At 61.5% G+C, this 12597-nt stretch carries 9 protein-coding genes; 8 read left to right on the forward strand and 1 reads right to left on the reverse strand.

Annotation, left to right across the window (positions count from 1 at the left end):
• The first annotated feature begins 72 nt into the window (after window positions 1-72).
• From PSH81_RS25085 to choV, 3 genes are all read left to right on the forward strand, one after another.
• Window positions 73-1020: a choline ABC transporter substrate-binding protein gene (locus PSH81_RS25085; protein ID WP_305391668.1), complete on the forward strand. Its 948-nt coding sequence runs from the start codon at window positions 73-75 to the stop codon at window positions 1018-1020.
• A gap of 71 nt (window positions 1021-1091) precedes the next feature.
• Entirely contained in the window at window positions 1092-1937 is an 846-nt protein-coding gene (gene choW, locus PSH81_RS25090; RefSeq protein WP_010207125.1) for a choline ABC transporter permease subunit, read from the forward strand.
• Window positions 1934-3112, forward strand: coding sequence for a choline ABC transporter ATP-binding protein (gene choV / locus PSH81_RS25095; RefSeq protein ID WP_192299896.1), 1179 nt, complete (start codon window positions 1934-1936; stop codon window positions 3110-3112). Before choW ends, choV begins: the two co-directional genes overlap by 4 nt.
• 171 nt (window positions 3113-3283) lie before the next feature.
• Here the strand turns inward: choV and PSH81_RS25100 are convergent, their stop codons facing one another.
• Window positions 3284-5218 carry a BCCT family transporter gene (locus PSH81_RS25100; RefSeq protein WP_226454820.1) on the reverse strand — a complete coding sequence of 645 codons (1935 nt, stop codon included), beginning with the start codon at window positions 5216-5218 and terminating at the stop codon, window positions 3284-3286.
• Window positions 5219-5598: 380 nt separating this feature from the next.
• Here PSH81_RS25100 and betI point away from each other — a divergent pair, with 380 nt between their 5' ends.
• The 5 genes from betI (at window position 5599) to PSH81_RS25125 (ending at window position 12568) form a co-directional block, all read left to right on the forward strand.
• A complete protein-coding gene (betI, locus tag PSH81_RS25105; protein ID WP_015886274.1) occupies window positions 5599-6192 on the forward strand; it encodes a transcriptional regulator BetI in 594 nt (197 codons plus the stop codon).
• A gap of 91 nt (window positions 6193-6283) precedes the next feature.
• Window positions 6284-7756 carry a betaine-aldehyde dehydrogenase gene (gene betB, locus PSH81_RS25110; RefSeq protein WP_305391669.1) on the forward strand — a complete coding sequence of 491 codons (1473 nt, stop codon included), beginning with the start codon at window positions 6284-6286 and terminating at the stop codon, window positions 7754-7756.
• A gap of 134 nt (window positions 7757-7890) precedes the next feature.
• Window positions 7891-9594 carry a choline dehydrogenase gene (gene betA / locus PSH81_RS25115; protein ID WP_226454522.1) on the forward strand — a complete coding sequence of 568 codons (1704 nt, stop codon included), beginning with the start codon at window positions 7891-7893 and terminating at the stop codon, window positions 9592-9594.
• Window positions 9595-9809: 215 nt separating this feature from the next.
• On the forward strand, window positions 9810-11252 hold the full coding sequence (locus PSH81_RS25120; RefSeq protein ID WP_226454523.1) for a TldD/PmbA family protein: 1443 nt from the start codon (window positions 9810-9812) through the stop codon (window positions 11250-11252).
• A complete protein-coding gene (locus tag PSH81_RS25125; RefSeq protein WP_305391670.1) occupies window positions 11252-12568 on the forward strand; it encodes a TldD/PmbA family protein in 1317 nt (438 codons plus the stop codon). Before PSH81_RS25120 ends, PSH81_RS25125 begins: the two co-directional genes overlap by 1 nt.
• Window positions 12569-12597: the final 29 nt, after the last annotated feature.

Consider the following 12597-nt stretch of genomic DNA (forward strand, 5'->3'; position numbering starts at 1 on the left):
GTCACACGCTCTAAACGCAACACTTATAAAGCGCGGCGAAGGCCGCCAGAAAAAACACAGGAGTCTAGCCCCATGAAAGGTTCACCCCAGTTGTTATTGGCCGCCATGCTGAGTCTGCCAGTCCTGGCGCACGCGGCAGAGCCGGCACAATGTCACACCGTCAACTTCTCCGATGTCGGCTGGACCGACATCACCGTCACCACGGCGACCGCCAGCGAAGTCCTCAAGGGCCTGGGCTACAAGCCGCGCACCACGATGATTTCCGTACCAGTGACCTACAAGTCTCTGGCCGACGGCAAGAACATGGACATCTTCCTCGGCAACTGGATGCCGACCATGGAAAACGACATCAAGCAGTACCGTGATGCCGGCACCGTGGAAACCGTGCGCGCCAACCTGGAGAACGCCAAGTACACCCTGGCGGTCCCCGAAGCGCTGTACAACAAAGGCCTGAAGGACTTCGCCGACATCGCCAAATTCAAGGACGAGCTGGGCGGCAAGATCTACGGCATCGAGCCGGGCAATGACGGCAACCGCACCATCCAGACACTGATCGACAAAGACGCCTTCGGCCTGAAAACCGCCGGTTTCAAAGTGGTCGAATCCAGCGAAGCCGGGATGCTCTCCCAGGTTGAGCGCGCCTCCAAGCGTGACCAGGCCATCGTGTTCCTCGGCTGGGAACCGCACCCGATGAACACCCGTTTCAAGATGAAGTACCTGACCGGCGGGGATGATTCCTTCGGCCCCAACTACGGCCAGGCCACCATCTACACCAACGTGCGCAAGGGCTACACCCAGGAATGCAGCAACGTTGGCCAGCTCCTGAAAAACCTGTCGTTCACCTTGAACATGGAAAGCACCCTGATGGGTAACGTGCTGGACGACAAGATGAAGCCCGACGCTGCGGCGAAAGCCTGGCTGCAGAAAAACCCGCAAGTGCTCGACACCTGGCTCGCGGGGGTCACCACCGTTGATGGCAAACCTGGACTGGACGCCGTGAAAGCCTATCTCGCCAAGTAATTCACCGTTGTCCCCGGGGCGGTGCGCTGCCCCGGGATGTTTTCCCTCTTCGCATGTGGACATTCACTACCATGCTGACTGAACAGAAAATCCCACTAGGCCAGTACATCGCTGCCTTCGTTGAATGGTTGACCCAACACGGTGCCAACTACTTCGACGCAATCGCATCGACGCTGGAAACGATGATCCACGGCGTGACGTTCGCGCTGACCTGGTTCAATCCGCTGGCATTGATCGGTCTGATTGCGCTGCTGGCTCATTTTATTCAACGCAAATGGGGCCTGACCGTATTTGTGATCGCCTCCTTCCTGCTGATCCTCAACCTGGGGTACTGGCAGGAAACCATGGAGACCCTGGCGCAGGTGCTGTTCGCCACCCTGGTCTGCGTGGTCATCGGTGTGCCGCTGGGCATTGTTGCCGCGCACAAACCGATGTTCTACACCATGATGCGGCCGGTACTCGATCTGATGCAGACCGTACCGACCTTCGTCTACCTCATCCCTACCCTGACCCTCTTCGGGCTGGGTGTGGTGCCTGGGCTGATTTCCACGGTGGTGTTCGCGATTGCCGCGCCGATCCGCCTGACTTACCTGGGTATCCGTGATGTACCGCAAGAGTTGATGGACGCCGGCAAGGCCTTTGGCTGCTCGCGCCGTCAGTTGCTCTCGCGCATTGAACTGCCCCACGCCATGCCGAGCATCGCTGCCGGCATTACCCAATGCATCATGCTGTCGTTGTCGATGGTGGTGATCGCCGCCCTGGTGGGCGCCGATGGCCTCGGCAAACCGGTGGTCAACGCACTCAACACCGCTGACATCGCCCTGGGCTTTGAAGCCGGCCTGGCAATCGTATTGCTGGCCATCATGCTCGACCGCATCTGCAAACAACCCGACGCCAAAGTAGGGGGTGATGCATGAGCATTATCCGATTCGACAATGTCGACGTGATCTTCTCCAAAGACCCACGCGAAGCGCTCAAGCTGCTGGACCAGGGCATGAGCCGTAACGAGATCCTGAAAAAGACCGGGCAGATTGTCGGCGTTGAAAAAGCCAGCCTGGACATCGAGAAAGGCGAGATCTGTGTGCTGATGGGCCTGTCGGGCTCGGGCAAATCCAGCTTGCTGCGCTGCATCAACGGCCTCAACACCGTGAGCCGCGGCCAGCTGTTCGTGGAGCATGAGGGTCGCCAGATCGACATCGCTTCCTGCACCCCCGCCGAGCTGAAAATGATGCGTACCAAGCGCATCGCCATGGTGTTCCAGAAGTTCGCCCTGATGCCGTGGCTGACCGTGCGCGAAAACATCAGCTTCGGCCTGGAGATGCAGGGCCGTCCGGAAAAAGACCGGCGCAAGCTGGTGGACGAAAAGCTCGAACTGGTAGGCCTGACCCAATGGCGCAACAAGAAGCCGGATGAACTCTCCGGCGGCATGCAGCAGCGCGTCGGCCTGGCCCGCGCGTTGGCGATGGACGCCGACATCCTGCTGATGGACGAACCCTTCTCCGCCCTCGACCCGCTGATCCGCCAGGGCTTGCAGGACGAGTTGCTGGAACTGCAACGCAAGCTGAGCAAGACCATCGTGTTCGTGAGCCACGACCTCGACGAAGCGCTCAAATTGGGCAGCCGTATCGCGATCATGAAAGACGGCAAGATCATCCAGTACAGCGTGCCGGAAGAGATCGTGCTGAACCCGGCGGATGACTATGTGCGCACCTTCGTCGCGCATACCAACCCACTGAACGTCCTGTGCGGCCGCAGCCTGATGCGCACCCTGGACAACTGCAAGCGCGTCAACGGTTCGGTGTGCCTGGACCCGGGCGGCGACTCGTGGCTGGACCTGGCCGAAGGCAACACCATCAAGGGTGCTCGCCAGAATGGCGCGGTGATGAATTTGCAGAACTGGGCACCGGGGCAAGCGGTGGAAGGTTTGAGTCGGTTGCCAACGCTGGTGGATTCGAATATCGGCATGCGTGATGCGTTGCAGATTCGGTATCACACGGGGAACAAGCTGGTGTTGCATGACAACAACCAGGTGGTGGGGATCTTGGGGGACAGCGAGCTGTACCACGCCCTGCTAGGCAAGAACCTGGGCTAGGCCAATCCCACAAACCCCACTGAAGAAATGGGGTCAATGTGGGAGCGGGCTTGCTCGCGAATGCGGTGTATCAGTCAGCACACCTGTCACTGACCCACCGCATTCGCGAGCAAGCCCGCTCCCACATTCAGACCCAGCAGTGTCAGTGAGGACACTGCCAGGCTTCAACTATCAGCTATAGACCCGGCCAAGGAGCTGCCGATGGCTTTCAAACTGATCGAGCACGTCCCGGGTGATCTGTTCCTGGGCAAAGCCCATCAGGTCGTATTCCTGAGGCCCGTTGTGCAGGTACACCTCAGCGCGGTAGTAGCGGGTGCGCTCTTCTTCAGGCAAGTCGGTCGAGGCCGACGAGTAAGCATCCAGGCTCACTTCGTAGACAAACGGGTTGCCCTCTTCCATCTCGATGCGCACACCAATGCAGCGCTTGGATTTGCCAAGCAAGGTCTGCACTTGCAAGCCCTGCTCACGCAATGCCACGGCGGCTTCTTCCAACGCCGGCGTTACGTGCTTGTCCATGAAACGCTGCACCGTGCCCTGGCTCGGTTGCAGGTCCAGCGCGGTCAACCGCTCGCTGAAACCACGACGGCCACGCTCGGCCAATTGCGCCTGCTCCTGTTCGATGGCCACGTCCTGGCGCATGGCCTTGTGCAGACCGAACATAAAGAACACCAGCACCACCGAGAACGGCAGCCCCGCCAGCACCACCATGGTTTGCATGGCTTCGAAGTTACCCGCGAACAACAGGCCGATGGTCACCAGGGTGATCACCGCCGACCAGAAGATCCGCAGCCAGTGCGGCGCGTCTTCATCCACATTGCCGCCTTTGCACGACAGGTTGGCCATCATCACCGCGCCGGAATCCGCCGGGGTCAGGAACAGCACAAAGCCCACAAAGATCGACACACCGATGACGATTTTCGACGCCGGGTAATGCTCCAGCAGTTGATAGATAGCCATCGACGGTTGTTCCAGCGCCGTCTTGCCCAACTCCACCGCACCGTGGTTCAGCACCAAGTCCAGCGCCGAGTTGCCAAAGATCGACAGCCACGCCAGGGTGAAGCCCAGCGGGATCAACAGCACGCCCGCCACCAGTTCACGCACCGAGCGACCACGGGAAATGCGCGCGATGAACATGCCTACGAACGGCGCCCAGGAAATCCACCAGGCCCAGTAGAACAGGGTCCACAGGCCCATCCAGCGTTCGGTCTTGTCGGCGTCGCCTTCGTACACGTAGAGGTCGAAGGTTTTCAGCACCAGGCCGTTCATGTAGTCGCCGATGTTCTGCACGAAGCCGTTGAGCAGGTGCAGGGTCGGGCCGAACAGCAGCACAAAGATCAGCAAGCCACTGAACAGCACGATATTGAGGTTGGACAGGCGGCGAATGCCGTTTTCCACACCCGACACGGCAGCGATGGTCGCCACGGTGCTCATCACGATGATCACGATCAGCAGGTTGGTGTTGTTGTGCGCCATGCCGAACAGGTTTTCCAACCCGGACGACACTTGCATCGCACCAATCCCCAGGTTGGTCACCAGGCCCAGCAGCGTCACGAACATGCCGAAACCGTCCACCGCGTGACCGGCCGCGCCCTTCACCCAACGCTCGCCGACCAGCGGGTACAGCGCCGAACGCAAGGCCAGCGGCTGGTTATGGCGATACGCGAAGTACGCCACGGCCAGGCCGACCAAGGCGTAGATAGCCCAACCGTGCAAGCCCCAGTGCAGGAAGGTCAGTTGCAGCGCCTGGCGTGCAGCCATGTTGCTGGCGGCCGCGCCTTCAGGCGGGTTGAAGTAGTGGTCCAGCGGCTCCGAGGCGCCGAAGTACAGCAGCGAGATGCCGATACCCGACGAGAACAGCATGCCGGCCCAGGCGCCGTAGCTGAAGTCCGGGGTGTCGTCCTTGCTGCCCAGTTTCAATTTGCCGTAGGAAGAAAACGCCAGGCCCACTACAAACACCAGGTAGGCGGCGATGACCACCATGTAATACCAGCCGAAGCTTTTCGACAGCCAGGCTTGTGCGACGCCGAGCATGCGCCCGGCCTCCTGCGGGGCGATGATCAGGATGGCAGTCAACAACAGAATCAACGCGGTGGAGGTGTAGAACACCCAACCGTTGACCCGCACCTTTTCCGGCGGGGTCTTTATAAGAGAGGCAGAACTCATGGCGCAGATGCTCCGGGCAGTGCGAAAGAGAAACACAAGGCAGCGGTTATCCCGGGACATCGCTTTATGGGCAGGCGACGGACGGGTGTTATAAAGACACCCCGAAAACCCTTGGCCCCCTACCGGACAGGTAGACAGGGCGTTTCAAGGGTTTTTGCAGGTGTCATTTGTCGCGGCTCTCAGGCAGGAAACTTCTGTAGGCAGCGACCATTTGTCGCAGATCTTATTCTTTGTTGATTGAACGTTCAATCAAAACAAAATAGACTGGCCATCAAGCCGACGGACGTTTATCGCCAGTCGGCAGGCCTAAGGAGAGGTGCTACATGCCCAAGGTCGGTATGCAACCCATACGCCGCCAGCAATTGATCGAAGCCACCTTGACGGCCATCGATCAGGTCGGGATGGGAGATGCCAGCATTGCGCTGATCGCCCGTTTGGCCGGCGTCTCGAACGGCATCATCAGTCACTACTTCAAGGACAAGAACGGCCTTATTGCAGCGACGATGCGCTACTTGATGAACGCGCTGATCGACAACGTCCACGAACGCAGGCTCGCGCTGACGGACGACAGCCCACGGGCACACCTTCAGGTGATCATCGAGGGCAACTTCGACGCCAGCCAGGTCAACGGCCCGGCAATGAAAACCTGGTTGGCCTTCTGGGCCACCAGCATGCACCACCCGTCATTGCACAGGTTGCAGCGGATCAACGATCAACGTCTGTATTCCAACCTGTGCTGCCAGTTCCGCCGAGTGCTGCCGCTGCCGCACGCACGCAAAGCAGCCCGAGGCCTGGCGGCCCTGATCGACGGTTTGTGGTTGCGCGGCGCCCTGTCGGGAGACGCTTTCGACACGGCGCAGGCGCAACGGATCGCTTACGAATACATGGATTTCCAATTGGCCAAGCAGGTGAGTTAGAGCACACATAGACGCTCAACCCCTGAACGCTGCCGCACCGGCCTACGGTGCGGTGGTCAACGCCAACCACTTATGCACTTGCGAGGACTTTATGGCCCGTTTCGAACTGCAAAAACTCTACATTGACGGCGGCTACAGCGACGCTGGCAGCGATGCCACCTTCGAAGCCATCAACCCGGCTAACGGTGAAGTTCTCGCCCAAGTGCAACGCGCGACGAAAGACGACGTTGAACGTGCCGTGGTCAGCGCCGAAAAAGGCCAGAAAATCTGGGCCGCGATGACCGCCATGGAGCGTTCGCGCATCCTGCGTCGTGCCGTCGACATCCTGCGCGAGCGCAACGACGAACTGGCGGCCCTGGAAACCCTGGACACTGGTAAAGCGTTCTCCGAAACCAAGTACGTCGACATCGTCACCGGCGCCGACGTGCTGGAATACTACGCAGGCCTGGTGCCCGCCATCGAAGGCGAGCAGATCCCGCTGCGTGACACTTCCTTCGTCTACACCCGCCGCGAGCCGCTGGGCGTGGTGGCGGGTATCGGCGCGTGGAACTACCCGATCCAGATCGCCCTGTGGAAATCCGCACCGGCCCTGGCCGCCGGTAACGCGATGATCTTCAAGCCAAGCGAAGTCACCTCGCTGACCACCCTGAAACTGGCCGAGATCTACACCGAAGCCGGCGTACCAGCGGGCGTGTTCAACGTATTGACCGGCAGCGGCCGTGAAGTCGGCACCTGGCTGACCGAGCACCCGCGCATCGAGAAAATCTCGTTCACCGGCGGCACCGACACCGGCAAGAAAGTCATGGCCAGCGCGTCGAGCTCCTCGCTCAAAGACGTGACCATGGAACTGGGCGGCAAGTCCCCGCTGATCATCTTTGACGACGCCGACCTCGACCGCGCCGCCGACACCGCGATGATGGCCAACTTCTACAGCTCCGGTCAGGTGTGCACCAACGGCACCCGCGTGTTCGTGCCCAAGCACCTGCAAGCGGCGTTCGAAGCCAAGATCGTCGAGCGTGTCGCGCGCATTCGCGTCGGCAACCCGGAAGACGAAAACACCAACTTCGGCCCACTGGTCAGCTTTGCCCACATGGAAAGCGTGCTGGGCTATATCGCCAAGGGCAAAGAGCAAGGCGCACGCCTGCTGTGCGGCGGCGAGCGCCTGACCGACGGCGACTTCGCCAAAGGCGCCTTCGTGGCCCCGACCGTGTTCACCGACTGCACCGACGACATGGTCATCGTGCGTGAAGAAATCTTCGGTCCAGTCATGGCGATCCTGACCTACGAAACCGAAGAAGAAGTGATCCGCCGCGCCAACGACACCGACTTCGGCCTGGCCGCCGGCCTGGTGACCAAGGACCTGAACCGCGCCCACCGCGTGATTCATCAGCTGGAAGCGGGTATCTGCTGGATCAACGCCTGGGGCGAGTCCGACGCGAAGATGCCGGTGGGCGGCTACAAGCAATCCGGTGTGGGCCGTGAGAACGGCATCAGCTCGCTGAACAACTTCACCCGCATCAAATCGGTACAGGTCGAGCTGGGCGATTACGCCTCGGTGTTCTAACACCCGAGCCTTGTATTGCCTGTGAGTGCCCTATCGCAGGCAAGCCAGCTCCCACACTTGGAATGCGTTCCCCTGTGGGAGCGGGCTTGCCCGCGATGAGGCCCGACCTGACCATCTCCAAAGAGGGTGCATTTATGTCCCAAGAATACGACTACATCATCGTGGGTGCCGGCTCCGCCGGTAACACCCTGGCGACCCGTCTGACCGAAGACGAAGGCGTCACCGTCCTGCTGCTGGAAGCCGGCGGCCCGGACTACCGTTTCGATTTCCGTACGCAAATGCCAGCCGCGCTGGCGTTCCCACTGCAAGGCCGCCGCTACAACTGGGCCTACGAAACCGATCCAGAGCCACACATGGATGGCCGCCGCATGGAATGTGGTCGCGGCAAGGGCCTGGGCGGTTCTTCCCTGATCAACGGCATGTGCTACATCCGTGGCAACGCCATGGACTACGACAATTGGTCGAAGCTGCCAGGCCTGGAAGACTGGACCTACCTCGACTGCCTGCCGTATTTCCGCAAGGCCGAAACCCGCGACATCGGTCCTAACGACTGGCACGGCGGCGATGGCCCGGTCAGCGTGACCACGCCAAAGGCCGGCAACAACCCGCTGTTCCACGCCATGGTCGAAGCCGGCGTGCAGGCCGGTTACCCGCGTACCGAAGACTTGAACGGCTACCAGCAAGAAGGCTTCGGCCCGATGGACCGTACCGTCACGCCTAAAGGCCGTCGCGCCAGCACCGCACGCGGTTACCTGGACACCGCCAAGAAGCGTTCGACGCTGACCATCGTCACCCACGCCCTCACCGACAAAGTGTTGTTCGAAGGCAAGCGTGCGGTCGGCGTGCGTTACCTGATCGGTGCCGCCGAAGAACGCGTCGAAGCCCGCGCCCGTAAGGAAGTGCTGGTATGCAGCGGTGCGATCGCTTCGCCGCAACTGCTGCAACGCTCCGGTGTCGGTCCGGCCAAACTGCTGGAAAGCCTCGACATCCCGGTGGTCCACGACCTGCCCGGCGTCGGCGAGAACCTGCAGGACCACCTTGAGCTGTACCTGCAATACGCGTGCACCCAACCCGTGTCGCTGTACCCGTCGCTGCTCTGGTACAACCAGCCGGCGATCGGTGCCGAGTGGCTGTTCAACGGCACCGGCATCGGCGCCAGCAACCAGTTCGAAGCGGGCGGGTTTATCCGTACCCGTGAAGAATTCGAGTGGCCGAACATCCAGTACCACTTCCTGCCGGTGGCGATTAACTACAACGGCAGCAACGGTGTGAAAGAACACGGTTTCCAGGCGCACATGGGGTCCATGCGTTCGCCGAGCCGTGGGCGCATCCAGCTGAAGTCGAAGAACCCGCGCGACTACCCGAGCATCCTCTTCAACTACATGGCCACCGAACAGGACTGGCAGGAATTTCGCGACGGCATTCGCCTGACCCGTGAAATCATGCAACAGCCGGCCCTGGACCCGTACCGTGGCCGCGAAATCAGCCCGGGCATCGACGTGCAAACCGATGAACAGCTCGACAAGTTCATCCGCGAGCACGCCGAGACTGCGTTCCACCCGTCCTGCTCGTGCAAGATGGGCACCGACGAGATGGCAGTCGTGGACGGCGAAGGCCGTGTACACGGCATGCAAGGTCTGCGTGTGGTGGATGCGTCGATCATGCCGATCATCACCACTGGCAACCTGAACGCGCCGACGATCATGATCGCCGAGAAAATCGCCGACAAGATCCGTGGCCGCCAGCCGCTGCCACGCAGCACTGCCGACTACTACGTGGCCGGCGATGCGCCAGTGCGTGGCAAGCCGCTGCGTGAAGTGGGCCCTACCGCGCAGTAACTGATACACCGCGTCGCCTGTATCGCAGGCAAGCCAGCTCCCACAGTTGACCGAGTTCGTCTAAATAACTCGATCACCTGTGGGAGCCGGGCTTGCCCGCGATGAGGCCCGACCAGACACCACAAAACCACCCGCCTACACTTTCCTTGATCAGCTCCCAGCCCAGGCCTACTCTGTCCGCCTGCCCGCGACGAGCCGCCCACAAGGAAGGCCCCATGTTCGATAAACACTCCATCCTCAAACAGCACTTCAGTGCCCTGCGCTCCTGCGCCGAATTCTTCTCCCTGCGCTACGTGCGCGAATCCGGCCACTACCTGGCCGTGCGCAAGAACGTCGCCGAACCGCCGCACCTGAACCACGACGAGGGCGCCATGCTCACCGTGCGCGTCAACGGTGTGGAAGCCTACGCCGCGACCAACGACATTTCCCTCGCCGGCCTGCAAGCCGCCCTTGAGCGCGCCGAACAGCAAGCCCGGCAGATCGCTGCCCACGCCCTGCTCGACCTGCGCGACCAGCCGGTGTCCAGCGATGTGGCCGACTACCTGTCGCCCGATCTCGAGCAAGCCTTCCCGTCCCTGAGCGACTGCTACCAACTGCTCGGCGATGAATCCGCTGCGGTGCCCAAAGACGAGCGCCTGGTGAACTGGGAAGTCAGCCTGGGCCTGACCCACGTCGAGCAGATCTACCTCAACACTGCCGGCGCCGAACTGCGCCAGGCCCAACGCTTCGTGTTCCCCGGCGTCAACGTCACCGCCTACGACGGCCACGACAGCCAGACCCGCACCCTGGGCGGCAGCAACTTCGGCCAGCAAGGCGGCTTTGGCGTGATCAGCCGCTTCGGCCTGGTCGGCGCCGCGCCGCGCATTGCCGATGAAGCCCTGCAACTGCTGCTCGCGCCAAATACGCCCAATGGCCCGCGCGACCTGCTGTTGATGCCCGACCAGATGATTTTGCAAATCCACGAATCCATCGGCCACCCACTGGAACTGGACCGCATCCTTGGCGACGAGCGCAATTACGCCGGCACCAGTTTTGTGAAGGCCAGCGACTTCGGCCATCTGCAATACGGCTCACCGCTGCTCAACGTGACCTTCGACCCGCAGATCCCCGAGCAACTCGCCAGCTACGGCCATGACGACGACGGCACCGCCGCCAGCAAGCAATTCCTGATCCGCGAAGGGTTGTTGCTCAAGCCGCTGGGCGGTGCGTTGTCGCAATTCCGTGCGGGCATGCAAGGCGTGGCCAACAGCCGCGCCAGCAGCTGGAACCGCGCGCCCATCGACCGCATGGCCAACCTGAATATCGAGGCGGGTGACAAGAGCCTGTCGCAGATGATTGGCGGCATCGAAAACGGCATCCTGATGTCGACCAACCGTTCATGGTCCATCGACGATGCGCGCAACAAATTCCAGTTCGGCTGCGAATGGGGCCAACTGATCGAAAACGGCGAGCTCAAGGGCGTGGTGAAAAACCCCAACTACCGGGCAATTTCCGCGCAGTTCTGGCGCAACCTCAGCGCCGTCGGCGATGCCAGCACCTTCAAGGTGTTGGGTACGCCGAACTGCGGCAAAGGCGAACCCAACCAGGTGATCCGCGTCGGCCATGCGTCGCCGGCCTGTGTGTTCAGTGATGTCGATGTATTTGGGGGAGATGCCTGATGAACGACTTCAAGGCACTGGTGGAATGGCTCAAGCAGGCCATCACCGACAACGAACAGTTTCATTTGGGCTACGCCGCCGAAGCGTCCGAGTTCGTACGTTTCAACCACGCCAAGGTGCGCCAGGCCGGGCAGGTGCAGCAGGCCAGCGTCACGCTCAAGCTGATCAACGCTGACCGCCACGCCGACCTGAACATCACCCTCGCCGGTGCACCGCAACTGGACCGCCAGCGCCTCGCCGACGGCTTGCAACAGTTGCGCGAAACCCTGCCGCTGCTGCCGCCAGACCCGTACCTGCTGCTGAACCAAAACGCCTGGCAAAGCCGCAACGAACAGGCACAGCCATTGCCAGCGCTGGCCCAGGTGCTGGACGACATCAGCCGCGCCGCCGACGGCGTGGACCTGGTTGGCTTCTACGCCGCCGGCCCGATCAGCCGTGGTTTTGCCAGCTCTTCGGGGGCGTTCGGCTGGCACCAGGCCAATAGCTTCAACTTCGACTTCAGCCTGTTCCACGCCAATGGCGAAGCGGTGAAAGCCAGCTACGCCGGGCACACCTGGGACAGCAAAGCGTTTGCCGCACGCTTGCAACAGGCCCGCGAGCAACTCGAGTTCCTTGGCCGCCCACTGCACAAGCTGGCACCGGGGCAGTACCGCGCCTACCTCGCTCCGGCGGCCATGGAAGAAATCATCAGCATCATCACTTGGGGCGGTTTTTCCGCCCAGGCCATCGCCAGCAAAAGCAGTTCGCTGCAAAAACTGTATGCCGGGGAACAATCCCTGAGCCCGCTGGTGACGGTGGATGAGCGCATCAGCGGCTCCCTGAGCGAAGCGTTTTCCAGCGAAGGCTATCCGCGGGGCGATGTCACGCTGATCAACGCGGGCCAGGCCGCAGGCGAGCTGATCAACTCGCGCAGCGCCGCCGAGTACGGCCTGAGCACCAACGGCGCAAGCCGTGACGAAGCGCCGAGCGCCTTGCAGATGGCGGCGGGCAACCTGGCCCAGGCCGACATCCTCAAGAGGTTGGGCACCGGTTTGTACATCAGCAACCTGTGGTACTTGAACTACTCCGACCTGCCGGCGGCGCGCCTGACCGGCATGACGCGCTTTGCGACGTTCTGGGTAGAGGACGGCGAGATCAAGGCGCCGGTGAGTACCATGCGCTTTGATGACAGTGTGTACAGCTTGCTCGGTTCGCAGTTGGAGGCGCTGACGGCGGAACGGGAGTTGCTGCTGTCGCCGAGCACTTACAGCCAGCGCAATACCTCATCCAACCTGCTCCCGGGCGCCTTGGTCAAACGCCTGACCTTGACCCTCTAAACACAACACCCCCCGGCTTGTGTGGGAGC

The sequence above is a fragment of the Pseudomonas sp. FP2335 genome, assembly GCF_030687535.1.
Lineage (GTDB): Bacteria > Pseudomonadota > Gammaproteobacteria > Pseudomonadales > Pseudomonadaceae > Aquipseudomonas.

Bases quoted from the DNA above. Each gene is read 5' to 3' on its own strand.
- PSH81_RS25085 (WP_305391668.1), top strand. From the start codon at position 73: ATGAAAGGTTCACCCCAGTTGTTATTGGCCGCCATGCTGAGTCTGCCA.
- choW (WP_010207125.1), top strand. From the start codon at position 1,092: ATGCTGACTGAACAGAAAATCCCACTAGGCCAGTACATCGCTGCCTTC.
- choV (WP_192299896.1), top strand. From the start codon at position 1,934: ATGAGCATTATCCGATTCGACAATGTCGACGTGATCTTCTCCAAAGAC.
- betI (WP_015886274.1), top strand. From the start codon at position 5,599: ATGCCCAAGGTCGGTATGCAACCCATACGCCGCCAGCAATTGATCGAA.
- betB (WP_305391669.1), top strand. From the start codon at position 6,284: ATGGCCCGTTTCGAACTGCAAAAACTCTACATTGACGGCGGCTACAGC.
- betA (WP_226454522.1), top strand. From the start codon at position 7,891: ATGTCCCAAGAATACGACTACATCATCGTGGGTGCCGGCTCCGCCGGT.
- PSH81_RS25120 (WP_226454523.1), top strand. From the start codon at position 9,810: ATGTTCGATAAACACTCCATCCTCAAACAGCACTTCAGTGCCCTGCGC.
- PSH81_RS25125 (WP_305391670.1), top strand. From the start codon at position 11,252: ATGAACGACTTCAAGGCACTGGTGGAATGGCTCAAGCAGGCCATCACC.